Origin of the sequence: Sphingopyxis sp. OPL5, from assembly GCF_003797775.2 — a bacterium.
Lineage (GTDB): Bacteria > Pseudomonadota > Alphaproteobacteria > Sphingomonadales > Sphingomonadaceae > Sphingopyxis.
Genome location: NZ_CP060725.1, coordinates 581,515 through 606,433, shown reverse-complemented (window position 1 = coordinate 606,433; position 24,919 = coordinate 581,515). Strand labels below are relative to the sequence as shown.

The window sequence follows — 24,919 nt, the reverse complement described above, 5'->3', positions numbered from 1 at the left end:
TCTGTCATCCTCTTGCTGCGTCTACCGTCCAGGTCCAGTATCCCGCAGGCGGACCGTCCTCGAAACCGAGCGCCTCTCGCGCCACTTCCGTCGGCACGTCGATCCAGTCCTCCCATTTGATCATGAAGAGCGGCTTGGTTTGCTTATTGCCAAGAGCATCGCCGCGCGCGAACGCATCGAGCATAGCCGGTACGACCGTAGGATAGTGGCAGGCCATGCGCATCAGGCTCGTCGACGCGAGAAACATCGTTTGAAAGGTGAGTTCTCCCGCCAGCTCGGGCGAGAAATAGCGGTGGATCGCGCTGCAGTTAGCCACGATCAGGCCGATTTCGCCGACCGGGCTCGGATCGAGTCCCGTGACCATATGTTCGATATCGTGATTCTGAACCCGCCGCTTCGTCATATATTCGAAGTCGTTCGCCGGCTCGCCGCGAAACATGAAGTCGATCTCCATGCCGCTCTCGGCGATAAACTGGTGAATGAGCCAGCCCACCGTTCCTTCGGCGCAGTGCGCCACCTTCTCGGCACACCAGTCGGATACGAACCGTGCGTCGAGCCAGGCGGCAAAGTCGGGAAGACGGTCGCGCTCGGCAGCGATCAGGGCATGGAGCCTCGCGAAATCGGACTCCTCGGCGATCGCCCGGTTGACCTCGGGAACAAGAAAGGCGTCGGGCAGATCGTCGCCGTTCCGCTTCAGGCCCATCTGGGCATAGATGTCCCGCATTCGCGGATTGTTGAGGAAGCGCGAATTGCTCGTGAGCACCGAGCTGCGCGCGGGCTCGACGTTGCCCATCAGATATGCGGCGTCGCTTCCCTTGATTTCCATCAGGCTTCTCCCGGCCGGACCTGCTCAGCGAGCGGGGTCGAAAATGTCGGAGTAGAAAGCGAAATCCTGCTTCAGTGCATCTGACGATACACCGAAGTCCGCGACGTCATATTTGTGCGATGGCCGGTTATCGCGCTGGTTCGCCGCCAGCCACGCTGACCATGCTGCCTCGTCGGCATCGGTTAGCGGCATTCCTGCCGCCTCGAACGTGCGGCGCGCGTGAACCAGCGGCTCTTCGAGCAGCGAGCGATAGTGAACGTCGATGAAGCGGTCCTCGGCCTTGGCCCGCGCTGTCATCATGTCCTCCAGATTGCGGCGCAGGCGCTGCGTCCAGTGCGCGGCCTGCGCGGCGGAGAAATCGGTGTCGGTGTTGCCGCCGGTCAGCGAGGCAACCATCGAGTACCAACTTCCCATGACATGATCGACCCGGCGATGCGTCATCGCCATCACCGCTTTGGGGAACGCGTCGAGAACCGTTTGCACGGCGGTCAGGTGATGCGGCGCTTTCAGGATCCACTTCTGCCCGGCGCGCGTCGGATCCTGCCACTGGAGGATGCGGAGCCAGTCGATCAGTTCTTCATAGGCGGGGCGCTGATCGGCGCCGAGGAGATATTCGCCATAGCTCGGTACATAGAGCATCGACTCCGGAATGTTCGACATGAAGGACTGCTCGATCAGCGGCAGTTCTTCATCGAAGGCGTGGGCGTCGAGCGGATGGATCGCGTCGAACCCCGCCGATGATTCGAGAAGCTGCGCGGCAAGCGCTTCAGCGTCGGTTTTCCTGGAGGCGATGTCAGCGTCGCCATCATCGCGGCGCGGCAGAGGAAAGATCGTCTCCCACCAGCGCGTGGCGGTAGCGTGGGGCGAGGCGGCAAGCAGGCGATGGAGCATCGTGCTGCCGGTACGTGGCAGGCCGACAATGACCGCGGCAACATGGACCTCCTGCTCGCGGATTTCAGGCTGTTTCGCGAGAAGAGCGTGTTTTCGCAAGCGATTGGAGAGGGCGTTGACCAGTCGACCGCCGTGTACGGCCGAACCGGTATCGTTGAGCTGCGCCTCTTCCACCATCGCCCGAACGAGAATCGTCAGCGGCTCGACGAAATGGTCCGGGCCGAAATCGGTTAGCCCGGTGCGCTGGCGCGCGAGAGCCATCAGGCCATCGACGTTGAACTCCGCCGGATAACGCATTTTCTTATCTCTCCCGTGACAAAATATCTATTTGCGTAAACAGATATGCCATTATGCGACGCAATATGCAATTCTTTCGTTGACCTGTTGATCATCTGCGCTATGTTCCCGCGAAAATTCAGGAGAGCAAAATGACGTATCCACGGGAAGAGGTTGAACGCGCGATCGAGGGTCTGCGCGAGGCGTTCGTCGAGGCCGAGAAGCGCAACCACTGGGCGTGGATCGCCGACGAATTCTACCACGAAGATGCGACCTATTATTGCCCCTATGGCGGCATCATGCCGGTCTTCGCCCGAAGCCGGGACGAGATCCGCGCGACCCACTATGGCCGCGATATGGACGTCGGCTCGGGCTGGACGGGCTGGAGCTTCCCGATCGTCGACTTCGCCGTCAACGGCGAACGCATCTTCAGCCGCTGGGTCAATCGCGGTCCCGGCACGCGCCCCGATGGCAGTTTCTATGAAACCGAGGGCGTGAGCTTCATCACCTATGGCGGCGACGGCAAATTCTCGTCGCAATATGATCTGTTCGATATCGGCCACCAGATGAAGCTCTGCGATGAACTCAAGGAAGCCGGGCTGCTCAACGAAAGGCTCGAGACCGAATGGGTGCGGCCGATGAAGCGCCGCATTCTCGATGGGGTGATGCAGGGCATTCAGCCGGCCTGATCCGCAGCCGCACTGGGCAATTTTTGCAAGAACGACAATCACCTGCCGCTGCTGCGGCAGCGGGGAGGATATGATGAGAGTGAACTACGGCCTTTCGGCGCTCGCCTTTGCCGCCGCGCTGGCGGTGCCGCATGCCGCGTTCGCGCAGGCAGCGGCTGAAGGCCAGGACGATCAGGGCGTCTCGGACATTGTCGTTACCGCGACGAAGATGGGCGAAACGCGCCTGCAGTCGACGCCGATCGCGGTCACCGCTGTGTCGGGCGAGGAACTCGCCGCGCGCGGCATCCGCGACGTTCAGGATCTGAAAGCCTATGTCCCCAGCCTGCAGGTCTCCGACCTCAGCGGCTACACGCAGCTCTATGTCCGCGGCATCGGCTCGAACAGCGTCTTCATCGGCTCGGATCCGAGCACGACGATGCACCTCGACGGCGTCTATCTCGCTCGCCCCCTCGGCTATCTCAACGACTTTCTCGACGTCGAGCGTATCGAAGTCCTCCGCGGACCGCAGGGCACCCTCTATGGACGCAACTCGGTCGGCGGCACGATCAACATCGTCTCGCGCCGCCCATCGGACGAGTTTACCGCCGAGGTCCGCGGCGAATATGGCAGCTACGACCGCTATGCCTTGAAGGCCTATGTATCAGGCCCGATCGGTAAAGGCGGCGTCGCAGCCAGTCTCGCTGCGGACCTCTCGGGGCATGATGCCTTCCGCGAGAATGTCTCGACCGGCAACGACATGGAAGATCTGAAGTCGCGCGGCATTCGCGGACAGCTACTCGTGCCGTTGGGCGAAGGCGCGCGGGTAACCCTTCGCGCCGACTATTCCCGCCAGTCGGGTGCTTTTGGCGGATATCCGAAACTCATCGGTCCCGTCGGGGTTCCGCTGGACGATTCGATCCTCGGTGATCCCGACAAAGTGTCGCTCGATGGTGTCAGCCATACCGTGCTCAAGAACCACGGCGTATCGGCAGAAATCGAGATCGAACTTGCCGATGGTATCGATCTGCGCAGCCTGTCGGCGTACCGCGGCTTCCGCGGGTCGATCGACGCCGACGCCGATTCAAGTTCGATCACGCTCTTTCGCAACCTTGTCGCGCCCATCCGCCAGAGCCAGTTCAGCCAGGAATTCAACCTCGTCGGGAAGAGTGAGAGCTTGGATTGGGTTCTCGGCGCCTATTATTTCGAGGAGCGGAACCGCGAGCCTCTTACACTGACGCTCTATCCCTTTGGAGCCTCGCATGTGCAGCGCCCGCTGCTGCGGGCGGATTCGGTGGCATTCTTCGGGCAGGGCGAGTTCCACATTTCCGAGCAGCTTTCCGTCGTGTCCGGACTGCGTTACACGACGGAGCGCAAGCGCTACGAACTTGAAGACCGTTTCACGGCCTCCACGGACCCTGACCCCGACGTCGTCGAGGCGGCATTCCCGATCAGCGGTGCACCGGGCATTCCCGACCCCTTCATTGTCGACACGCGTCGGCGCGACAATGCGTTGACGCCGAAGTTCGGCATCAACTTCAAGCCCTCGAATAACCTGCTGGTCTACGTGTCGGCGACGCGCGGCTTCAAGAGCGGCGGCTATGACTATGGCGCCAGCAACGCCGCCGACGCCTCGGCGGGCTATGGACCCGAGAAACTCTGGTCCTACGAGATCGGGGTCAAGAGCGACTGGCTCGATCGCCGCCTTCGCGCCAATCTTACGGCCTTCTACTACGACTATACCGACCTTCAGGTGCAAAGTTTCGTACAGAACGGGGCCTCGTTCGGCGCCCGCACGCAGAATGCAGCGACCGCACGGGTCAAGGGCATCGAGGCGGAGTTCGTAGCCAAGCCGGCGGGCGGGCTGACCCTGCATGCCAATCTTGCCTATCTCGACGCGCGCTACCGCGAATATCTCAACGCGTTCGTCCCGACGTTCGGAAGCTTCGATGCGTCGGGAATGCGGCTCAACAATGCTCCCAAATGGTCGGCCACGCTCGGTGGCAGCTACGAATTCGATCTTAGCGGAGCGGGGCGTCTCAACGCAGGCGCCGATGTCCATCTCCAGTCGCGGGTCTTCTTCACGGCAGCCAATGATGGCGTGAATGGCGTTTCGGGATATCCCGAGCAGCAGAAGGGGTACAGCCTTCTCAATGCCCGCATCGGATGGACGAGCGCCGACGATCGCTGGGGGATGAGCCTCATCGCCTCGAACCTGTCCGACAAGAATTACTATGTCGGGACCGCCAATTATACGCCCGCCATTTCCGCCCGTCAGGGCCGTCCGCGCGAGATCGTCGGGCAGGTTTCCTTGAAGTTCTGAAACCTGCCGCGACCGGTGGTGCACGTCTTGCGAAAGCGGGCGTCGCCAACCGGGGCAGGACGAGTTGGGAGGCTCGCCGAAGATGCGCATCGCTGTCTTGAAGGAGCTCGCCCCCGGCGAGACCCGCGTCGCCGCGACCCCGGAAACCGTGAAGAAATTCATCGGGCTGGGTGCTGAAGTTGCCGTTGAAGCCGGGGCAGGGGAGCAGGCGTCGATCGCTGACGCCGATTATGCCGCCGCGGGTGCGAGCGTTGCCTCGCGCGCCGATGTGCTGAAAAGCGCGAACATCATCCTCGGCATTCAGGGACCCGATCCCAAGGGGCTGAAGGGCTTTGCCGACGGCGCCTGGCTGGCGGCGGGCCTCAACCCGTTCGGCGAGCGTGCACGCGTCGACGAATATGCCAAGCTTGGGCTCGAAGCGCTGGCGGTGGAATTCATGCCGCGCATCACGCGCGCGCAGTCGATGGACATCTTGTCGAGCCAGGCGAACCTTGCGGGCTACAAGGCGGTGCTGATCGCCGCCAACGCCTATGGCCGTGCCTTCCCGATGATGATGACCGCGGCGGGCACCGTCAGCGCCGCCAAGGCGTTCGTGATGGGCGTCGGCGTCGCCGGGCTTCAGGCGATCGCGACCGCGCGCCGGCTGGGGGCACAGGTCAGCGCGACCGACGTGCGTTCGGCGACCAAGGAACAGATCATGTCGCTCGGCGCCAAGCCGATCTTCGTCGAGGCCGTCGCCGGCATCGAGGGTGAGGGCGCGGGTGGCTATGCCACCGAAATGTCCGACGAATATAAGGCGGCGCAGGCCGAACTCGTGTCGTCGCACATCGCCAAGCAGGACATCGTCATCACCACCGCGCTGATCCCGGGGCGCCCCGCGCCGCGGCTGATTTCGGACGCGCAACTCGCGACTATGCGCACCGGCAGCGTGATCGTCGACATGGCGGCCGAAAGCGGCGGCAATGTCGAGGGCGTGGTTTCGGGCGAGGCGAAGAAGATCCACGGCGTCACCGTGATCGGCGCGAAGAATATCGCCGCGCTGATGCCCGCCGACACCAGCGCGCTGTTCAGCCGCAACCTGTTCAACTTCCTGTCGGCCTTCTGGGACAAGGAAGCGGGCAAGCCCGTGCTTGACGAGGAAATCGGGACCGCCGTTCGACTGACGCAGAGCGGCAGAATCGTTCACGAAAGGCTGATGACATGACTGCCATATTGTTCGGTATCGGACTTCTCGCGATTTTCGTTCTCGTCGTTTTCCTGATCGGGTACGAGGCTCCCCCGCCCGGCGCGGCCGATGGTTTCGATAGCTCGGAGCGAAACAGCGAAGCCATTCTGGAGGGCTTCAGGGACTATATTCGCCAAGCGGAGATCGAAGCTTTGCGGATCGGCGATGGCGCCCCTTCGCCGCGCCGAGTTTCGGGAAGCAAGTGATGGATTTCATCGCAATATTCTCGATTTTCGTCCTGGCATGCTTTGTCGGCTATTTCGTCGTCTGGTCGGTGACTCCGGCGCTGCACACGCCGCTGATGAGCGTCACCAACGCGATTTCGTCGGTGATCATCGTCGGCGCACTGATCGCCAGCGCCGCTGCGGGATCGGCCTCGTCGAAATGGCTCGGCCTCGCTGCGGTCGTGATGGCCAGCATCAATATCTTCGGCGGCTTCGCGGTCACCGCGCGCATGCTCGCGATGTACAAGAAGAAGGAGCGCTGAGATGGAGTTTCAGTCGATCCTTTCCGCCGCGACCGGCGGCCATGGCCTCGCGGTCAATCCCTGGGCGGCGGTTGCCTATCTGGTAGCGGGCGTCCTGTTCATCCTCGCGCTGCGCGGGCTGTCGAGCCCGGCGACGGCGCAGGCCGGTAACCGCTTCGGTATGGCGGGCATGCTGATCGCGGTCGTGACCACGCTGCTCACCCACGCGCCGGCGACCGCCGACGGGCTCCTCGATACGGTCGGGCTGGTCGAAATCCTCGCGGCCATCGGCATCGGCGCCGTGATCGGCATCTTGATGGCGCGCAGGATCGCGATGACCGCGATGCCGCAGCTCGTCGCGGCGTTCCACAGCCTTGTCGGTCTCGCCGCGGTCGCGGTGGCGGCCGCCGCCTATCTCAATCCCGTCGCTTTCGGCATCGCCGATGCCGCGGGGCAGATCCATGTCGTCAGCCGTGTCGAAATGGGCCTCGGCATCGCGATCGGCGCGATCACCTTTTCGGGCTCGGTCATCGCCTTCCTCAAGCTCAACGGCAATATGTCGGGTTCGCCGATCATGCTGCCCGGACGGCATATCATCAACCTCGGCACGCTCGCCGCGATTGTCGCGCTGACCGCCTATTTCACGCAGGACCAGTCGCCCTGGGTGTTCTGGACGATCACGGGCCTCAGCTTCGCGATCGGCTTCCTGCTGATCATCCCGATCGGCGGCGCCGACATGCCCGTCGTCGTGTCGATGCTGAACAGCTATTCGGGCTGGGCTGCGGCGGCGATGGGCTTTACGCTCGGCAACACCGCGATGATCATCACCGGCGCACTCGTCGGCTCGTCGGGTGCGATCCTGTCGTACATCATGTGCCGCGCGATGAACCGCAGCTTCATCAGCGTGATCGCGGGCGGTTTCGGCGGCGACGATGCCGCAGCAAGCTCGGGCGGGTCGAAGGAACAGCGCCCGTGGAAGCCGGGCAGCCCCGACGATGCCGCCTTCCTGATGAGCCAGGCCGAAAATGTCATCATCGTCCCCGGTTACGGCATGGCGGTCGCGCAGGCGCAGCATGCACTCCGCGAAATGGCCGACCAGCTCAAGAAAGAGGGCGTGAACGTCAAATATGCGATCCATCCGGTCGCGGGCCGTATGCCCGGCCATATGAACGTCCTGCTGGCCGAAGCGAACGTGCCCTATGACGAGGTGTTCGAGCTCGAGGACATCAATGGCGAGTTCGCGCAATGCGACGTAGCCTTCGTCATCGGCGCCAACGACGTGACCAACCCCGCGGCGAAGACCGACAAGTCGTCGCCGATCTACGGCATGCCGATCCTCGACGTCGCCAATGCCAAGACGGTGCTGTTCGTGAAGCGCTCGATGGGCGGGGTCGGCTATGCCGGCGTCGACAACGACGTCTTTTACATGGACCAGACGATGATGCTGCTCGGCGATGCCAAGAAGATGGCCGACGATATCGTCAAGGCGCTGAGCGGTAGCGGCCACTAAGGCCCCAGACGGCAGCGGGCACTAAGGCGCGGCGGGCACTAGCGAAAATTGTAGCTGTTGCTCCCATTCTCGAAGACGGGATGCTCGACGCGCGAGCTGATGCGCCAGCCCTCCATCGTTCGCACATAACAAGTGCGGTAGAAACCGCCGACAAGACCCTGCCGGACGTGGCCATCGCCGCCGGTGCGCAAATGCCGGAACTCGAAGAATATGAGCGACGTCGCGTCGCCGTCGCCGATGTCGACCCGCGGCGGATGCATGAAATGAAGTCCTGTCCACTGCTTCGAAATGTCGGCGCAGAAGGCTTGCAGTTCGGATCGGCCAACGAGCTTCACCGCCGGCATCGCGCCGGCTTCAACGATCTCGAAGCGGCCGTCCTCGACATAGAGGCGGCTCCAGCCCTCGGCATCGCCAAAATCCCACAGCGCCGCATAATCGGCCTCGAGATCGGCGATGGCAAACCGGTCCTCGATGCGCCGGAGGCGAGCCTCCGTGTCGCCAGCCATGTCACCCACCAGCGGTGGTCGGCGCGATCCCGAAGCTTCGTGCAACAGTTTCCGCGAGGCCAGCGTCCTTGACGGCGCTGCCGACGAACTTGGCGAGTACCTGCGAAAGGACCGGATAATCGGCGCTGCCGGCGGCCTCGCCGCCGGTGAAAGCGCCTGGCGCCGGGAGACCGCAGATCGCGCGAAGCAGGAGTGCGCGTGTCTCGAACGGCATATTGCCCTTGAGCATCGCAAAAATCTTCGAATCCTCGCCAAGCTGCTGCCGGAACGGGACGGCGGGCGCGGTCACCGCGTCCGCGATCGGTCCGATCGCCAGGGCCGGGTCCCGGCCCCATGCGTCGAGGTTCGAAATCCCCGGAAGCGCGCCTTCGATCCATTGGGCATAGGCACCGCCGGTTCCCGACACGAACTGGACATTGCCGGCAAATTCGGTGCGGTGGGCGCCGGGCTGAATGAGCGCGAGATCGACGCCATAGGGAGCGATTTCCATGGCGAGGCCTTCGGCCCAGCCCTCCAGTGCCCATTTCGAAGCGGCATACATGGTCAGAAGCGGATGCGGCGAATTGACGGCGTTGCTCGTCACGACGACGATCCGCCCATGCCCGGCGTCACGCATCGACGGGAGCACCGCGCGGGTCACCGCCAGCACGCCGAAAAAGTTGGTTTCCATCTGCTGGCGGCAGTCGGCATCGCTGAGGTCTTCGAAGGCGCCCAGCACGGAATAGCCGGCATTGTTGAGAAGCCCATCGAGCGTGCCGCCGCAGCGGGCGAGAACATCGGCAACAGCCGCCTCGACCGACGCCGGGACCGTGACGTCGAGCTCCACGACCTCGATGCGGTCGGCGACACCGCCGGCTTCGGCGGCCTCGATCAGACTGCCACTTTTCCCGGTATCGCGCATCGCGGCGAAAACGCGCCAGCCGCGCTGCGCGAGCTCGACCGAGACGCCGCGGCCGAAGCCGCTCGATGCACCGGTGATCAATATGGATTTCATCGCAAAATATCCTGTACCGCGAGGAAGCCGAAGGTCATGGCGGGCCCGAGGGTCGAACCCGCTCCGGGATAGGCGGGCCCCATCACCGACGCGGCATTGTTGCCGATGGCATAAAGACCGGGGATCGGTGCGCCCTGGCCGTCGAGAACGCGCGCTGCCTCGTCGGTCGCCAGCCCGCCCTTGGTCCCGATATCGCCGGGATAGACCTTGAGCGCATAGAAGGGCGCCTGGTCGATCGGAGCGAGATTGGGGTTGGGCTTCACCGACTGGTCGCCATAATATCGGTCATAGGCAGCACCGCCGCGTCCGAAATCCGCATCCTCGCCGCTGCGGGCAAAGCCGTTGAACCGGGCGACCGTCGCCTCGAGCGCGGCGGGCGGAACCCCCATCTGCCCGGCCAGCGCTTTCAACGTCGGCGCCTTCAGATACATCGACCGGAAGCGCGCGGGTAGGGTCCAGTCCGGGAAGACCGGGATGAGCGGACCCATCGGATATTTGCTGCGGAACCGCGCATCGAGGACGATCCACGACGGGATCGTGCGCGCATCGGGCCGGTCCGCGTCGATCATCGCCTTGCCGGCGATATCGTAGCTTCGCGCCTCGTTCATGAAGCGCTCGCCGCGCTGATTCACAATGATGTTGCCCGGAAGCGCCCGCTCGTAGAACAGAGGGCGCCCGCGCGGTTCGCCCGGAACGCTGAGCGTCGGCGCCCACCAGGCTTCGGCCATAAGATCGGTCGCGGCGCCGATCCTTATTCCGGCCTCGATCGCGTCGCCGGTATTGCCTTCCTGTCCTCCCGACCATTCGGGTCGGCCTTCGCCTGGTAGATAGCGGTCGCGCATCGCCTGGTTCCGCTCGAAGCCGCCCGCGCCGAGGATGACACCGCGCGTCGCGGTCACCGTCACGGCCGCCCCGCCACGCTCGATCACCGCGCCCGTGACACGGCCGCTCGCGTCGCGCGTCAGTTCCTTCAGCGCCGCACCGAGCCAGAGCTCACCCCCGTCGCGGTCGAAAGCAAGTTTCAGATGGCCCGCGATCGCATTGCCGAAAACGAGAAAGCGGCTGCGCTTCGATCGCAGGCGCTGGCCCACGTCGCTATAGTAGCGCCACAACACCTTCGCCATGGTCCGCATCCAGCCCGGACCTCGGGTCACCATCGGCGCGGCTTCCATGGTCGTCCAGGGGATGTAGCCGAACAGCGCAGCTGCGGGATGCGTCGGGCGAAGCGTCTCGAAATCCCGGCGCGGAAGACGCCGCGCGTTGAGCGTGTTGGTCTCGTGGCTGCGAAAGCCCATTTTGCCGCCAGGATTTTCGGCATGGTAATCGGTATAGGGAATGGCGGTGAAGCGGAGATCGGAGATGCTCTCGACATGCCGCACCATGAACCGTGCGTTCTCGACGAAGGCCCGGATCTTGGCATCGGCCACCGTGTTGCCGGTCAGGCTCTTGATATAGGTGAAGGCCTCGTCGGGGGAATCGGACTGGCCCTGCGCGATCGCGGAGTCGCTCGCGGGAATCCAGACGCCGCCGCCCGATGCCGCCGAACTGCCGCCGTAAAGCGGGGTCTTTTCGATCATCAGAACGCTGGCACCGCGCGCTGCTGCCGTCGCGGCGGCAACCATCGCCCCGGCTCCCGTGCCAACGACGAGAATATCGACGGTCTTCTGAGCCGGCGTGGTCACGAACTGGCAGCCTCGTTGACGAAGTTTCCATAGGTCTCGAGGATCGGAAGGGGGTTCACATACTCCTTCCAGTAGACGACGAGGTCGCCCTCGAAGCGCAGGATGCCGAGATAGGTGTTGGCGTATCGGTCGCCCGACGGTTTGACGACCGAATCCGAGTGATATTCGACGATCAGTGTGTTTGGGTCGAGCTGGTCGTAGAAGCGGTCGACCTTGTGATTATAGCCGTCGCTGTTCGCCATCCCGGTCTTGGACGTCTCGATGAAGGCATCGCGGCCCTTCATCGTCGTCGGGAATTCCTTGAGCGGCAGATAGGGCCATTCGAACAGCGCATCGGGATCGACGAAGCGAGCGAAGGTCTCGAAATCCTTGCTGCCGTAGGCAGCGATCAATTGTTCGAACAGCCCGCGAATATGCTGGCGCCGCGCGTCGTCTTCCATATCCAATCTCCCTGCGCCGATTTTCAGGGAGTCGCCGCGGCTTGTCAACGCAAAACATAATTACTATCTCAAAAAATGATGCTTTGCGTAAAACCTGTAGCGAACAGAAGCGCGATCCATCGATTTCGTGTCTTGCGGATGCAGGCGTCTGCACATTGCTGATGGAGAGGGGGCCATGCTTGCTGCCATGCCGGGGATGCCGGAGCTTCGCGCCGGCGCGTTCGATCTCGCGTCGCAAGGCTATGTCGCCGCAGAGTTCGAACTCTCCGGCACTGCATCCTCTTTCCGGCTGAGCGGGGCCGGTACGGACGGCCGCTGGAGCGCCGACAGCGAAACAAGGGCCGGTTTCGTCACGCGGCTGGTCGTCTTCCGGCCCTCCAATCCCGATCGCTTCAGCGGCATCGTTCTCGCCGAATGGCTCAACATAAGTTCGGGGGGCGACGTCGCAGCTGCATGGGCCAATTTGCACCGCGAAGCGATCCGCGCCGGCCACGCCTATGTCGGTATTTCGTGCCAGCTCGGAGGTATCGAGGGCGGCGGGGGCGATCTCGGCATCGGCAATCTTCCGCTGCGAGCGGCCGACCCCGGTCGCTACGCGCGGCTTGATCATCCGGGCGATGCCTTCTCCTTCGACATCTTCGCGCAGGCGCTCGCTGCGATCGAACGCGAGCCGGGCAAGCTCTTCGGAAGCTCGGGCTATCGCTACGCCATCGCCACCGGCGTCTCCCAGTCGGCCTGGTTCCTGACGAGCTTCTTCAATGTATTTGCCGGAAGCGCGGCTTGTCGAGGCTATCTCGTCCATGCGCGCTTCGATGGCGTCGCCCCACTTGAAGCGCCCGACATCTATGCGCCGCCGGCCAACAGCGGCGTCGGCTTTCGAACCGACTTCGACATACCGCTCCTCGCCATCCTGTCGGAAACCGACGTTCTCGATCTCGGCCTTCCGCAAGGCGGCTATGCGCATGCGCGCCAGCGTCCGAGCGACCATGTCCGGATATGGGAGATCGCGGGTTCGGCCCATTCGGACCAGGCGATATTCTCGGTCGCCGAACATGACGTCGACGGGCTCGCGCCTTCGCGTCGCCGTCTCGTCTGGCGGCCGCGCGCGAATATTCTCGGACGCGAACTTGCGCAGCCGATCAACGCCGCGCCGCAGCAATATTTCATCGCGCAGGCCGCGCTCCGCCGGCTCGTCGAATGGATCGACCACGGCATCGCGCCGCCTCTCGTTCCGCCGATCGCGCTTGCAGCGCCCGAACCCGCCACGGCCCGCAGGGACGCTTCCGGGATCGCCGAGGGCGGGGTTCGCTCGCCTTGGACCGACGCGCCGCTGATGGCGCACTCGGCGCTGCCGTCGAGCCCGGACATCGTCGCGCGTCTCGCCGGTCAATCGCGTCCGCTCGGCCGCGAGGCGATCGAAGCGCTTTATCCGGGTGGGCGCGCCGATTATCTCGCGCGGTTTAGGGCCGCGCTCGACCGGGCCGTCGCAGCGGGCGTCCTGCTCGAAGACAACCATGCCGAAATCATCGATCTCGGCGATGCGGCCTGGGACTGGGCCAGCCGGTACGCCGGGGCCGGTGAGGCCAGCTAGCGGACGATCGTCGTCAGACGATAGTCGTGCTTGATGAGGCGGTGGGTCAGCTCATAGTGAATTCGGCCGATGCCCGGGATACGGTCGATCGTATTGTGCAGATAATCGGCCAGCTGGCTTGCATCGCGAACCCATGTGATCGCCAGAATATCGGCGCGCCCCACAAGCGAGGCGACGTAGGAAATTTCGGTCTGCTGGACGAGCGCGTCGATCACTTCCGACATCGGAAAGGCAGTGTCGACATGGATCCAGAGGTAAGCGACGAGAGGGTCGGGGAGATGATCGTAGCTCGTCACCGCGGTGACGTGGATCGCATTTTCGTCCGAGAGCCGCTTCAGGCGGGCGCGTATCGTGCCCTCGGTCATCCCGAGGTCGCGCGCGATCTCGCGGTTGCTCTGCCGCGCGTCGACCGAGAGCCGGTCGAGGATCTGGCGATCGAGGTCGCTGAGCTCAATTGCCTTCATCGAAGCGCCCCCAAGGCTGGACATATTTGTGGATTTTCAGCGCGAGCGCGGACTCGAGCGAGATGATCCCGGAGATAGCAGGGATCCGGTTTGTCAGCAGCTCGTTGAGCGCGTCGGTCGTCGGCGCGATGATCTGGATTTCGAGATCGTTGCGGCCGATCACCGACAGGATCGAGATAATCTCGGGAAAGGCCAGCAGATCCTGACCGACTTCGTCGATCGAGCGTCCCTTGATCTTGAGCCCGACGACCGCCGAAAAGGGATAGCCCGCCGAGCCGAGATCGACGCGCGCGACCACGCGCATGATGCCAGCCTGTTCAAGACGCCTGATGCGGGTACGCACCGTCGCTTCGTTGAGGCCGACACGCTCGGCAATCGTCCGGACCGCCATGCGGCCATCTTCTCGCAGCAGTTCGATGATCGCCTCGTCGTGATCATCGAGCGGCTTCTTGACTGGGGTTTCGCTCATCGCTGCTGGACTATGGGAACGGCCTTCGCAAATCAATCGTATTTGCGCCGATTTTGCTCATTCTCGTCACCGGGCGGCACCCGGTTCTGCGCACATGCCGTGATTTGCGCGCGATGTCGGTCGGATCGCGATGCGGATCGATCTTCGGCGCAGTATCTGATCTATCCAAGCGCCTGAAATACGCAAATGATCATTTCGATGCATTAAAAATAGCATGTTGCGTATCGACAAAGCTGTTTTGATCTGCAATTAGGCAATCAATATCGAATGAAACGGGAGAGAGAGACGTGATTCGTTCCCTTGGGTCCGATTTTCCGGATGGCGTTGCGCTCGTCGTCGGCGGCAGCGGAGGCACCGGCCAGGTCATTTCCGAGCGCCTTGCGGCAGCGGGCGCGAATGTCGCCATCACCTATCGCAACAATCGCGACGGCGCGAGCGAAGCGGCGAACGACGCTGCCACACATGGCGGCAAGGTCGAGCTCGTTCAGCTCGATGTTACCGATCCTGCCAGCATCCAGAAGGCGGTGGCCGAACTGGTTGCCAAATTCGGCCGTCTGCACACGGTCATCGTGGCGACCGGCTACGACATCCAGATGCGGATGATCCATGAGGTGACGCCCGACGAGTGGCGCAAGGTCGTCGACAATGATGTAAACGGCTTCTTCAACATCGTTCACGCGACCCTTCCCGAACTTCGCAAGTCGGGCGGCTCCTATGTTCACATCGGTTCGGCCGGGGTGGGGAAGTGGCCCGAGCGCGACGTGCTCTCGGTCGCTCCGAAGGGCGCGATCCAGCAGCTGATGAAGGGCATCGCCCGCGAGGAGGGCGGCAATGGCGTCCGGGCCAACACGATCGCGATCGGCGTGATCGATGCCGGCATCTTTCATCGCCTGAAGGACACCGCCTTCGACGCCGCCTGGCATGAGCAGGTGCAAGCGACGATCGCGCTCCATCGCTACGGTCTTCCCGAGGAGGTCGCCGAGACGGCGGTGTTCCTTGCGTCGGCACGCGCCGGTTATGTGACCGGGCAGACGATCAGCTGCGACGGGGGGTGGAACCTGTGACCCGCGCGCTTACCCATCTCGAGCGGCTTGAAGCCGAGGCCATCCACATCATGCGTGAAGTGGTGAGCGAGGTCGAACGGCCGGTGATGCTCTACAGCGTCGGTAAGGACAGCGCGGTAATGCTCCATCTCGCGCGGAAGGCCTTCTACCCTTCGCCGCCGCCGTTTCCGCTGCTGCACGTCGATACGACGTGGAAGTTCAAGGCCATGTACGAGCTGCGCGACAAGATGGCGGCCGAGATCGGCATGGATCTGCTCGTCTACCAGAATCCGGAAGCGGCCGAGCGCGGGATCAATCCGTTCGACCATGGGGCGCTTCACACCGACATGTGGAAAACCGAGGGGCTGAAGCAGGCGCTCGACAAATATGGCTTCGACGCGGCCTTTGGCGGCGCAAGGCGTGACGAGGAAAAGAGCCGCGCGAAAGAGCGCATCTTCTCGTTCCGCACCGCGAGCCATGGCTGGGACCCGAAAAACCAGCGGCCTGAGCTCTGGAATCTCTACAACGCGCGCAAGGCCAAGGGCGAAAGCATCCGCGTCTTCCCGATCTCGAACTGGACCGAGCTCGATGTCTGGCAATATATCCAGCTCAACGACATTCCGATCGTCCCGCTCTATTTCGCGGCGCCAAGGCCCACCGTCGAGCGCGACGGGATGCTGCTGATGGTCGATGACGAACGGTTCCCGCTCGCAGAAGGCGAAGTACCCGTCGAGCGGTCGATCCGCTTCCGCACCCTCGGCTGCTACCCGCTCACCGGAGCGGTCGAGAGCGAGGCGGCTACCCTGTCCGAAATCATTCAGGAAACGCTGCTGACGACGACCAGCGAAAGGCAAGGCCGCGCGATCGACAAGGATGCCGGCGGCGCTGGCATGGAGAAGAAGAAGCAAGAGGGGTATTTCTGATGGTCGAGACCCTGACCGACGAGCCGGTCTACAAGACCGATGCTCTCATCGCCGAAGATATCGACGCCTATCTCGATCAGCATCAGCACAAGACGCTGCTGCGCTTCATCACCTGCGGCTCGGTCGACGACGGCAAGTCGACGCTGATCGGCCGCCTCCTCTACGACAGCAAGATGATCTTCGAGGATCAACTGGCAGCGCTCGAGGCCGACAGCAAGCGTGTCGGTACGCAGGGGGGCGAAATCGATTTTGCCCTGCTCGTCGACGGCCTCGCGGCCGAGCGCGAGCAGGGGATCACCATCGATGTCGCCTACCGCTTCTTCACCACCGAGAAGCGCAAGTTCATTGTCGCCGATACCCCGGGGCATGAGCAGTACACGCGCAACATGGTCACCGGCGCCTCGACCGCCGACCTGGCCGTCATCCTGATCGACGCGCGCAAGGGTGTCTTGACGCAGACGCGGCGGCACAGCTTCCTCGCGCACCTTATCGGAATCCGCAATATCGTGCTTGCGGTGAACAAGATGGATCTCGTCGGCTACGACCGGAAGGTCTTCGACGATATTCTGGCCGATTATCGCGCCTTCGCCACCTCGATCGGCATCAAGGAATTCACAGCGATCCCGATCTCGGGTTTCAAGGGCAACAATATCACCGGCCCGTCGGACAACACCCCCTGGTACCAGGGTCCGGCGCTGATGGAACATCTCGAGACGGTCGAGGTCGACCAATTGTCGGCGCAGGCGCGCCCGTTCCGCATGCCGGTCCAGTGGGTCAACCGTCCGAACCTCGACTTCCGCGGTTTCTCGGGGCAGGTCGCGACTGGTCGGATCGCGCCGGGCGACGCCGTCCGCATCCTGCCGAGCGGCAAGACGTCGACCGTCAGCCGCGTCGTCACGCTCGACGGCGACCTTGAGGAAGCCGTCGCGGGCCAGTCGGTGACGCTGACGCTCGCCGACGAGGTCGATTGTTCGCGCGGCGACGTGATCGCCGCGGCCGATGGTCCGCCCGAAGCGGCCGACCAGTTCGAATCCACCATCGTCTGGATGGACGACGAGCCGATGCATGTCGGACGCGCTTATTGGCTGAAGATGGGCTCCCAGACCGTGTCGGTCACGGTCCAGCAGCCGAAGTATCAGATCAACGTCAACACGATGGAACATCTGGCGGCCAAGACCCTCGAACTGAATGCGATTGGCGTCGCCGAGATTTCGACCGACAAGCCGCTCGTCTTCGAGGCCTATAACGACAACCGCGCGCTCGGCGGCTATATCCTGATCGACAAGATCACGAACCGCACCGTCGGTGCCGGCATGCTGCATTTCAGCCTGCGCCGTGCGCAGAATGTCCATTGGCAGTCGACCGATATCAGCCGCGACATGCATGCTGCGCTGAAGAACCAGAAGCCGCGCGTTCTCTGGTTCACCGGCCTGTCGGGTTCGGGCAAGTCGACGATCGCGAACGAGCTCGAGAAGGTCCTCGCGGTCATGAACCGCCACACCTTCCTTCTCGACGGGGACAATATCCGCCACGGGCTCAACAAGGACCTCGGCTTCACCGAAGCGGACCGGATCGAGAATATCCGCCGCGTCGGCGAGGTTGCGAAGCTGATGGCGGATGCCGGCCTGATCGTCATCACCGCCTTCATCTCGCCCTTCAAGGCCGACCGCGAGCTCGTGCGCTCGATGATGCCCGACGGCGAGTTCATCGAGATATTCGTCGACACGCCGCTCGAAGTCGCCGAAGCGCGCGACGTCAAGGGACTCTACAAGAAGGCGCGTGCGGGCGATCTCAAGAACTTCACGGGCATCGACAGCCCCTATGAGGCTCCGACATCGCCCGAGATCCGCGTGAACACCGTCGAAATGTCGCCGCAGGAGGCCGCCGAATATATCGTGCGCGCCATCATGCCGCTGAAGTGAGGTCCTGACCATGTTGGATGATGCGGAACTTGCAACGCAGCTCGCAGAGCGCGCTGGGGCGATCCTTCTCTCGGTGCGCGAAAGCGGGATGCTCTCGCTCAAGGCGCTCGGAAAGGCCGGCGATGCGACGGCCAACCAGTTCCTTGTCCATGCGCTGCGCGAACAGCGGCCCGACGACGGGCTGCTCTCCGAAGAAAGCAAGGACACCGACGAACGGCTCGGCAAGTCGCGCGTCTGGATTATCGACCCGGTCGACGGCACGCGCGAATATGGGGAGGCGCGCGCCGACTGGGCGGTGCATGTGGGCCTTGCGATCGATGGAGTCGCGACTGTCGGCGCGGTGGCGCTTCCGGGAGCGGGAGTTGTCCTGCGCACCGATCGGCCTGCGGCGGTGCCGCCTGCGCCCGCACGGCTCAGGATGGTGGTGAGCCGGACGCGTCCGGCGCGCGAGGCGACCGAAGTCGCCGCCGCCCTCGACGCCGAACTGGTGCCGATGGGATCGGCCGGGGCCAAGGCGATGGCGATCGTCCGCGGTGAGGCCGATATCTATCTTCACAGCGGCGGCCAGTTCGAATGGGACAGCTGCGCGCCGGTTGCGGTCGCGCTCGCCCATGGGCTCCACTGCAGCCGGATCGACGGCAGTCCGCTCGTCTACAACCAGTCGGATACCTATATGCCCGACCTTCTCGTCTGCCGGAAAGACCATGCCGAAGCGGTGCTTGCCGCGGTGAAGGCGCTCCCGCAGCAAGTCGCGGCATGACGCTCCTTACGGGCAAGTCGGTCATCATCACCGGCATCGGGCCCGGTCTCGGCCGCGTCATCGCGGAAGAGGCGGCGCGTCTCGGGGCGGACGTCGCGATGGTCTCGCGCTCGGGTGCGATCATGGCCGAGGTCGCCGCATCGGCTCCCGCCGGCGCGCGAATGATCGCGATCCAGGCGGACATCACGAGCGATGCCGACTGCGCGGCGGTGGCCGAGCAGACGGTTGCAGCATTCGGGATGATCGACGGGCTCGTCAACAGCGCCTATCGGCCGGGCGATATCAAGCCCGTCATGGACATCGATCTCGACGAACTTGCGCGTGCCTTCGACGTGACAGTCCTCGGGACGCTTCGCATGATCCGCGCGGTGGTTCCGCAGATGGAACGCCAGGGCGGCGGCGCCATCGTCAATATCGGCAGCCAGGTCGCGCGCAAGCATGTCATGAACCAGGGCGGCTATGCCGCGACGAAGGCGGCGCAGTCGGCGCTGACGCGTTATCTCGCGATCGAACTGGGGCCCAAGAACATCCGCTTCAATACGCCCTCCTTCGGCTGGACGATCAGTCCGCCCGCGCGGGCCTGGCTCGAGCAGCAGGAGGCCGACGGTGGCCCGAGCGTATCGGAATCGATCGCCGGCATTGCCGGCGGCCTCGCCCTCAACCGGGTGCCGGCGGACGAGGAATATGCAAGGGCTGCACTTGCGCTCGTTTCGGACTATTTCTCCAGCGTGACGGGCGCGACGCTCGATGTGAACGGTGGGGAGTATATGCCGCTATGACCATATTTGCCGGGAAGGCCGTGCTGGTAACCGGCGCGGCCTCGGGTATCGGCAAGGCCGCTGCGATCCGCTTCGCGCAAGAGGGCGCCCGGGTCTTTGCTGCCGATCTCAACGCCGAAGGCGTACGACAGCTGGCTGGCGACATAGGGAATGGGGCGGTCGCCATCGAAGTCGACGTCGCCAGCGCGGCGGCGAACGAGGCGATGGTCGCAGCGGCGGTGCATGCGGCAGGCGGCGTCGATGTGGCCTTTCTCAACGCTGGATATCTCGGGCCCATGGACGGCCTCGAGGCGACCGACGAGGCGCTTTTCGACCGTCATGTCGCGATCAACCTCAAGGGCGTTTTTCTCGGCATCAAGAGCCTGCTTCCCGCGATGAGGCCTGGCGGCGCCGTGGTCGTCACATCGTCGACGGCGGGCCTGCTGGGCCTGCACGAAAGCCCTGCGTACAGTGCCGCCAAACATGGCGTGATCGGCCTCGTCAAATCCTGCACCCCCGCCTTTGCGGCACGGGGCGTGCGCATCAATGCCATCTGCCCGGGCGCGGTCGCGACCCCGATGATCGGGGGCGAGGACAGCGGTATTGTTGCGCCGGCCGACCTGCAGCGAGTAGCGCTCCGTGACATGGGCTCGGCGCAGCATGTGGCCGAGCTTGCGTTGTGGCTTGCCAGTCCGGCCGCGGGATATGTGAATGGTCAGGCCCATATCGCCGATGCGGCGCTGCTCTCGACCTTCGTGCCTTCCGAGCCTGGACCCTGACAGCGGTTCAGTCGAACAGACAGCCCTCGTCATAGGCAATGCGAACATGGGCGATTTCGCCGCGGTCGTTGAACCTGAAATTGTGGATGAGGTGCAGGCGCGCGGGAACCTCGCCGCGGACGCCCCAGCTGCCTCGCGTGATCACGAAGGCTTCGTCGCCCATCACGATGATCTTCTCGGGTTCCATTTCGACGTCCCAGCCCGTCCCTATGATCAGGCGAAAATAGTCCGCGGCGGCGTCGCGCCCGATCGCGGGCGGGGGCACGCCGACGGTGTCCTCGAAGACGACATCTTCGGAAAGGAGCGATGCGCGCTTTTCCCAGTCCTTGACCCGGTATGTGGCCTGAAAATCCCTGACCGCCGCCTCGATATGCTCGCGGGGAAGCTTGCCGCGCGCGGCGGCAATCTGGTCGAGGGCTGACTGGCGTGACATGGCGGCTAATCTCCGAGTGCAGGATAGTCGGTGTAGCCCTGCGGGCCGGGGGTATAGAGACAGGCGGGATCGAATCCGGCGAGCGGGGCGCCGCGGCGCAGACGTTCGACGAGGTCGGGATTTCCGATGAAGGGACGTCCAAAGGAGACCGCGTCGGCGATGCCTGCGCTGACGGCTGCGGCCGCGGTTTCGGGCGTGAGCTCGTTGTTGAGGATCAGCGGTCCGTCCCAGGCGGACCGGACGAGGTCGAGCGTGTCACGATCCGGCAGGCGAAGACGAATGAGGTGGAGATAGGCTAAACCCAGGGGCGAGAGCGCCCGCAGAAGCTCGCCGTAGCTTGCCTCGGGATCATCGTCCTGGACATCGTTATAGTCAAAGCCCGGGCAGATGCGGAAACCGACGCGGCCGCTGCCGATAGCCCGGCTTACTGCCTCCAGGAGCTCGACGGGGAAGCGGCAGCGCTTCTCGACACTTCCGCCGTATCCGTCGGTGCGGTGGTTCGAACTCGGCGAGAGGAACTGCATCGGGAGATAGCCGCTCGCGCAATGAATTTCCACGGCGTCGAACCCGGCGGCACGAGCGGCGCGGGCCGCCGTCATATAATCATCGATCACCGCGGCGATTTCGTCTTCGCGCAGCGCCCGCGGCTCGTCCATCGGCACGAGACCGTCGCGATCGGTGAAGATCGTTCCGCGGGCCCGGATCGCCGACGGGGCGACGATTTCGCTGTCGTCTTCCTTGTTCACACGTGCCGCAACGCGGCCGCAATGCATCAGCTGCAATGCGATACGGCCGCCGCGGGCGTGCACGGCATCGACCGTCAGGCGCCAGCCGCTCTGTTGCTCGTCGCTCGTTATTCCGGGCGTGCGGCAATAGCCTTTTCCGACCGGGGAGGGCTGGGTACCTTCGGTTATGATCAGTCCCGCCTCGGCCCGCTGAGAATAGTAGCTCGCCATGAGCGGCGTTGCGACGTCGCCGGGCCCGGCCCGGCTGCGCGTCATCGGCGCCATGGCGATGCGATTGGCGAGGTCGATTTCGCCCAGACGGACCGGCTCGAAGAGCGGGCCCAGCCGCTCCATCGGGGAGGGCAATTCCCCGCGGGCGATGGGATCGTCCGAAATATCCTGGCTGATATCGTTCATGACGCCCGTCAGGGAAGGTCGATGAGGCGGGTCGTGGGAATGGGATGGCTGCCGGCACGCACCCAGCGCAGCAGGACAAAGCCGCGATCATGCCCTGCGGTCGTGATCCAGTTTCCGAAGCCCGGATCGCGGGGCGCGAGGACGATCGTTGCGCGGCCCTTGTCGTCGAGCTTGGCCGAGGCCTTGTTTACATGAGCGTTGAGGTAGCGATAGTCGAACGATTCCATCCACCAGTTATTGGCCTGGATGTTCCAGTGCTCACATTCTGGAACGTCGGTCTCGATGACCAGCGCCTGGTCGGGACCGAGTTCCCAATAGCCGTGCACGTAGAAGATCGCGGGATCGCCGCCCGCCTTGATGAATATGTCCTGGCCCCAGTCGCGCATCTCGTTGGGTGCCGACATGAAGAGCTCCGCCCAGCCGGCAAACAGTTTCGAGGTGCCAACGACGAAGTCGGCCGCCGCCATCATCCGCTTGTCGAGCGCCTCCGGGTCGAGGGGTGCCGGCGCGTCGGGGCCGGGACTGATTCGCCGGATGGAGAGCGTCGCCGGCGTTTCCCGGTGGCGATCGAGGAAAGTCTGGCGAACGTGTAGCATCGTCGAGTCGGCGGCAAGCGGCAGCCAGGCCTGACCGGGGTCGTCGGGCCGCTCTACCGACGCGATCACCGAGAAATTCCCGTTGGCGTCGGGCCGAAGCTCCGAGCTCGCAAGCTCCCCGGTCGACGGCATCGTGCCGTCGATCGCGTAGCGATTGGCCTTCGATCCCAGACTGAGGTAGGTCACGGTCCCGATATTGCCGTCGATCCGGTAGACACGATCGCCTGCGATGGTCGAGGACAGATAGTAATTGTCGGGATTGTCGCCGCCCATCTTGGCGGTCTCGTGACTCGGCACGTAGAAGGTCGGAAAATCGGGATCGCCCGCCTCGACATAGATTTCGAGGCCGAGGCGAACGAGCCGGCTGAGATAGCGCGTGCCTTCCGCCTGGTCGAAAACGGATGTCGGCGCACCCGGCGCCTGCAGCGTCGCGCGCGCTTCACCGAGGCGGGCCGTGAACCTGTCCCAGAGGCCGGTGGACGGATCACTCATATATTCTCCCGATTATCCGCAAAGCGTGATTTTGTCTGGACTTGATAGCATATAGTGCGGCATATTCGAGATAATAAATACGCAAAGCGAAAATATGGCGGCGGAGAGGGTAGGTGATGACGGCGGCGCATTCTGACGCATGTCCTGACCCCCGGTTCGCGGTCCAGATCGGAAAACCACCTTTGCAAGACCCATTCGCATGCAGCCGGCAGACTTTGTCGGCGCTGCCCCGAAGAAAGGAAAATATGTGACCGCAACCCTCGAAGCGCTCGCCGCCCGCCTTGCCCAGCTCGAGGCGAAGGACGAGATCAAGGAACTCAAGGCTCGCTATCTGCGGGCGTGCGATGTCAAGGATGTCGCCGCGTTGCGCGAGACGCTGCTGCCCAAGGGCGCGGTGATCGCCTATGAGGGGTTCCCGCCGTTCGACGACCGCGAGGCCTTCGTCTCCATATTCGAGCAAATGGGATGTCAGCCTGGTGTCTACGACATCCACCATGCGACCAACGCAGTGATCGAGCTGGTCGGCGAAAACGAAGCGACCGGCAAATGGTCGCTGAACTTCCAGTCCATCATCCTCGCCAATCGCAGCATCACGCAGATGGGGGTCGAATATGAGGACCGCTATCTCCGCGAGGACGGCCGATGGTATATTGCGGAGACCCGGACGCGCCGGATTTCCTGCCTGATCCAGACGCTCGACGACGACGGCCGCGCGCAATATGTCGCGGTCGGCGATCCGCCGGCGGTTTACGGCGACGCGCCGGCCTGAGGGTCAGCGCGCGAAGGCGCGGGCGAGGGCGGTGCGCCGTTCGGCTTCGGCGCGTTTGCTGACATCGGCTTCGGCAGCGAGTTCGAAGCCGTGAAAGGCTCCGGGAAAGAGGTGAAACTCGACGGGGACGCCCGCCCGCATAAGCCGGCGGGCAAATTCGAGGTCTTCCTCGACGAAGAGGTCGAGGGCGCCGACACTCATATAGGTCGGCGGCAGCCCGGATAGATCGGCCGCCCTCGCTGGCACCACATAGGGGCTGTCGCTCGCATTCTCGGCGAGCAGCGAATCCCAGCCGAAGCGATTCGCCGCGCGGGTCCAGACGAACTCGCCCGTGAACGGATGCTCGTCGCCGCTTTGGCCGGTCGACGCATCGAGCATCGGGTAAATGAGCATCTGGAAGCAGGGCACGACCTCTCCGCGGTCGCGCGCGAGCAGCGCCAGCGCGGCGGCAAGTCCGCCCCCTGCGCTTTCGCCGCCGACGGCGATCCTGCTCGGGTCGATGCCGAGATCGTCAGCGTTTGTCGCAAGCCAGGCGAGCGCGGCATGGCATTGTTCGACCGCGCCGGTCCCGCTCGTCTCAGGTGCGAGCGAATATTCGACCGATGCCACGAGACATCCCACCTCGCGAGCGGTCCGCATGTTACCGAGCGCCGATTGCGTCGCATTGCCGAGGACGTAGCCGCCACCGTGAATGTGGAGGAACGCCGGCAAGGGTGCGCTTGCCGCGCCCGCTGGGCGGAAGAGCTGCAGTTCCAGCGGTGCGCCGCCCGGCCCGGATATGGTGACGACCTCCACGTCGACACCGTCGCATGGAAGCGTCTCGAGCTTCGGGATCAGCGCGTCCATTCCGGCGCGCAGCTCGGCGAGCCTTGCCGCATCGAGGTCGAGGTCGGGCATGAGATCGAGCGCCGGAAGCAGCTCCGGATCGACAAGGTGGCGCGAACCTGCGTTCATCAAAGTCTCCTGTAACGGAC

General features: G+C 63.9%; 26 protein-coding genes. 14 read left to right on the top strand and 12 right to left on the bottom strand.

Going from position 1 to position 24,919, the window contains the following annotated elements:
* Positions 1-4: 4 nt before the first annotated feature.
* Positions 5-826 (bottom strand): hypothetical protein, encoded by an 822-nt coding sequence (locus tag EEB18_RS02920; RefSeq protein WP_187140477.1) that lies wholly within the window; start codon positions 824-826, stop codon positions 5-7.
* A gap of 24 nt (positions 827-850) precedes the next feature.
* Positions 851-2,014, bottom strand: coding sequence for a sulfotransferase family protein (locus EEB18_RS02915; protein WP_187140478.1), 1,164 nt, complete (start codon positions 2,012-2,014; stop codon positions 851-853).
* A 131-nt stretch (positions 2,015-2,145) separates the two neighbouring features.
* On the opposite strand from EEB18_RS02915, the gene EEB18_RS02910 reads away from it, so the two are divergent.
* The 6 genes from EEB18_RS02910 to EEB18_RS02885 all read left to right on the top strand — a co-directional run bounded on the left by EEB18_RS02910 (position 2,146) and on the right by EEB18_RS02885 (position 8,182).
* A complete protein-coding gene (locus EEB18_RS02910; RefSeq protein ID WP_187140479.1) occupies positions 2,146-2,682 on the top strand; it encodes a nuclear transport factor 2 family protein in 537 nt (178 codons plus the stop codon).
* Between the two features lie 73 nt (positions 2,683-2,755).
* The gene (locus EEB18_RS02905) at positions 2,756-4,981 is read left to right on the top strand and encodes a TonB-dependent receptor (RefSeq protein WP_410468119.1); all 2,226 of its coding nucleotides are present in this window, start codon (positions 2,756-2,758) and stop codon (positions 4,979-4,981) included.
* Between the two features lie 82 nt (positions 4,982-5,063).
* On the top strand, positions 5,064-6,185 hold the full coding sequence (locus EEB18_RS02900; protein WP_187140481.1) for an NAD(P) transhydrogenase subunit alpha: 1,122 nt from the start codon (positions 5,064-5,066) through the stop codon (positions 6,183-6,185).
* Positions 6,182-6,412, top strand: coding sequence for a hypothetical protein (locus EEB18_RS02895; RefSeq protein ID WP_187140482.1), 231 nt, complete (start codon positions 6,182-6,184; stop codon positions 6,410-6,412). Before EEB18_RS02900 ends, EEB18_RS02895 begins: the two co-directional genes overlap by 4 nt.
* The gene (locus tag EEB18_RS02890; RefSeq protein WP_039573456.1) at positions 6,412-6,693 is read left to right on the top strand and encodes a proton-translocating transhydrogenase family protein; all 282 of its coding nucleotides are present in this window, start codon (positions 6,412-6,414) and stop codon (positions 6,691-6,693) included. The genes EEB18_RS02895 and EEB18_RS02890 overlap by 1 nt, the downstream gene beginning before the upstream one ends.
* A gap of 1 nt (position 6,694) precedes the next feature.
* Positions 6,695-8,182, top strand: a complete 1,488-nt coding sequence (locus tag EEB18_RS02885; protein WP_187140483.1) for an NAD(P)(+) transhydrogenase (Re/Si-specific) subunit beta — start codon at positions 6,695-6,697, stop codon at positions 8,180-8,182.
* Positions 8,183-8,220: 38 nt separating this feature from the next.
* On the opposite strand, the gene EEB18_RS02880 is transcribed toward EEB18_RS02885, so the two are convergent.
* Genes EEB18_RS02880 through EEB18_RS02865 form a run of 4 tightly spaced genes read right to left on the bottom strand, consistent with a single transcriptional unit; the run spans position 8,221 to position 11,804 of the window.
* Positions 8,221-8,688 (bottom strand): nuclear transport factor 2 family protein, encoded by a 468-nt coding sequence (locus tag EEB18_RS02880; protein WP_187140484.1) that lies wholly within the window; start codon positions 8,686-8,688, stop codon positions 8,221-8,223.
* Position 8,689: 1 nt separating this feature from the next.
* On the bottom strand, positions 8,690-9,682 hold the full coding sequence (locus EEB18_RS02875) for an SDR family oxidoreductase (RefSeq protein ID WP_187140485.1): 993 nt from the start codon (positions 9,680-9,682) through the stop codon (positions 8,690-8,692).
* Positions 9,679-11,364: an FAD-binding protein gene (locus EEB18_RS02870; RefSeq protein ID WP_262408088.1), complete on the bottom strand. Its 1,686-nt coding sequence runs from the start codon at positions 11,362-11,364 to the stop codon at positions 9,679-9,681. Before EEB18_RS02870 ends, EEB18_RS02875 begins: the two co-directional genes overlap by 4 nt.
* Complete coding sequence (locus EEB18_RS02865; protein WP_187140486.1) at positions 11,361-11,804, bottom strand: nuclear transport factor 2 family protein; 444 nt, start codon at positions 11,802-11,804, stop codon at positions 11,361-11,363. The genes EEB18_RS02870 and EEB18_RS02865 overlap by 4 nt, the downstream gene beginning before the upstream one ends.
* A gap of 187 nt (positions 11,805-11,991) precedes the next feature.
* On the opposite strand from EEB18_RS02865, the gene EEB18_RS02860 reads away from it, so the two are divergent.
* Positions 11,992-13,395, top strand: coding sequence for an alpha/beta hydrolase domain-containing protein (locus EEB18_RS02860; RefSeq protein WP_187669068.1), 1,404 nt, complete (start codon positions 11,992-11,994; stop codon positions 13,393-13,395).
* Here the strand turns inward: EEB18_RS02860 and EEB18_RS02855 are convergent.
* On the bottom strand, positions 13,392-13,859 hold the full coding sequence (locus EEB18_RS02855; protein WP_187140488.1) for an Lrp/AsnC family transcriptional regulator: 468 nt from the start codon (positions 13,857-13,859) through the stop codon (positions 13,392-13,394). The two genes, EEB18_RS02860 and EEB18_RS02855, sit on opposite strands and share 4 nt — an antisense overlap.
* Entirely contained in the window at positions 13,846-14,328 is a 483-nt protein-coding gene (locus tag EEB18_RS02850) for an Lrp/AsnC family transcriptional regulator (protein ID WP_187140489.1), read from the bottom strand. The genes EEB18_RS02855 and EEB18_RS02850 overlap by 14 nt, the downstream gene beginning before the upstream one ends.
* A gap of 287 nt (positions 14,329-14,615) precedes the next feature.
* On the opposite strand from EEB18_RS02850, the gene EEB18_RS02845 reads away from it, so the two are divergent.
* The 6 genes from EEB18_RS02845 to EEB18_RS02820 are packed head-to-tail and all read left to right on the top strand — an operon-like array spanning position 14,616 to position 20,513.
* A complete protein-coding gene (locus tag EEB18_RS02845) occupies positions 14,616-15,392 on the top strand; it encodes an SDR family NAD(P)-dependent oxidoreductase (RefSeq protein ID WP_222943140.1) in 777 nt (258 codons plus the stop codon).
* On the top strand, positions 15,389-16,294 hold the full coding sequence (gene cysD / locus EEB18_RS02840) for a sulfate adenylyltransferase subunit CysD (protein ID WP_187140490.1): 906 nt from the start codon (positions 15,389-15,391) through the stop codon (positions 16,292-16,294). Before EEB18_RS02845 ends, cysD begins: the two co-directional genes overlap by 4 nt.
* On the top strand, positions 16,294-18,216 hold the full coding sequence (cysN, locus tag EEB18_RS02835; protein ID WP_187140491.1) for a sulfate adenylyltransferase subunit CysN: 1,923 nt from the start codon (positions 16,294-16,296) through the stop codon (positions 18,214-18,216). The genes cysD and cysN overlap by 1 nt, the downstream gene beginning before the upstream one ends.
* Before the next feature lie 10 nt (positions 18,217-18,226).
* Positions 18,227-18,976, top strand: a complete 750-nt coding sequence (locus EEB18_RS02830; RefSeq protein ID WP_187140492.1) for a 3'(2'),5'-bisphosphate nucleotidase CysQ — start codon at positions 18,227-18,229, stop codon at positions 18,974-18,976.
* Complete coding sequence (locus EEB18_RS02825) at positions 18,973-19,755, top strand: SDR family oxidoreductase (protein ID WP_187140493.1); 783 nt, start codon at positions 18,973-18,975, stop codon at positions 19,753-19,755. The genes EEB18_RS02830 and EEB18_RS02825 overlap by 4 nt, the downstream gene beginning before the upstream one ends.
* On the top strand, positions 19,752-20,513 hold the full coding sequence (locus tag EEB18_RS02820; protein WP_187140494.1) for an SDR family NAD(P)-dependent oxidoreductase: 762 nt from the start codon (positions 19,752-19,754) through the stop codon (positions 20,511-20,513). The genes EEB18_RS02825 and EEB18_RS02820 overlap by 4 nt, the downstream gene beginning before the upstream one ends.
* Before the next feature lie 7 nt (positions 20,514-20,520).
* Here EEB18_RS02820 and EEB18_RS02815 read toward each other — a convergent pair whose 3' ends face one another.
* The 3 genes from EEB18_RS02815 to EEB18_RS02805 are packed head-to-tail and all read right to left on the bottom strand — an operon-like array spanning position 20,521 to position 23,176.
* Positions 20,521-20,946 carry a nuclear transport factor 2 family protein gene (locus EEB18_RS02815; RefSeq protein ID WP_187140495.1) on the bottom strand — a complete coding sequence of 142 codons (426 nt, stop codon included), beginning with the start codon at positions 20,944-20,946 and terminating at the stop codon, positions 20,521-20,523.
* 5 nt (positions 20,947-20,951) lie between these two features.
* The gene (locus EEB18_RS02810; RefSeq protein ID WP_262408087.1) at positions 20,952-22,088 is read right to left on the bottom strand and encodes an alkene reductase; all 1,137 of its coding nucleotides are present in this window, start codon (positions 22,086-22,088) and stop codon (positions 20,952-20,954) included.
* 8 nt (positions 22,089-22,096) lie between these two features.
* Positions 22,097-23,176, bottom strand: coding sequence for a hypothetical protein (locus EEB18_RS02805; protein WP_187140496.1), 1,080 nt, complete (start codon positions 23,174-23,176; stop codon positions 22,097-22,099).
* A 247-nt stretch (positions 23,177-23,423) separates the two neighbouring features.
* On the opposite strand from EEB18_RS02805, the gene EEB18_RS02800 reads away from it, so the two are divergent.
* Positions 23,424-23,945, top strand: coding sequence for a nuclear transport factor 2 family protein (locus EEB18_RS02800; RefSeq protein WP_187140497.1), 522 nt, complete (start codon positions 23,424-23,426; stop codon positions 23,943-23,945).
* Between the two features lie 3 nt (positions 23,946-23,948).
* Here the strand turns inward: EEB18_RS02800 and EEB18_RS02795 are convergent, their stop codons facing one another.
* Entirely contained in the window at positions 23,949-24,899 is a 951-nt protein-coding gene (locus EEB18_RS02795) for an alpha/beta hydrolase (protein ID WP_187140498.1), read from the bottom strand.
* Between the last annotated feature and the right edge of the window lie 20 nt (positions 24,900-24,919).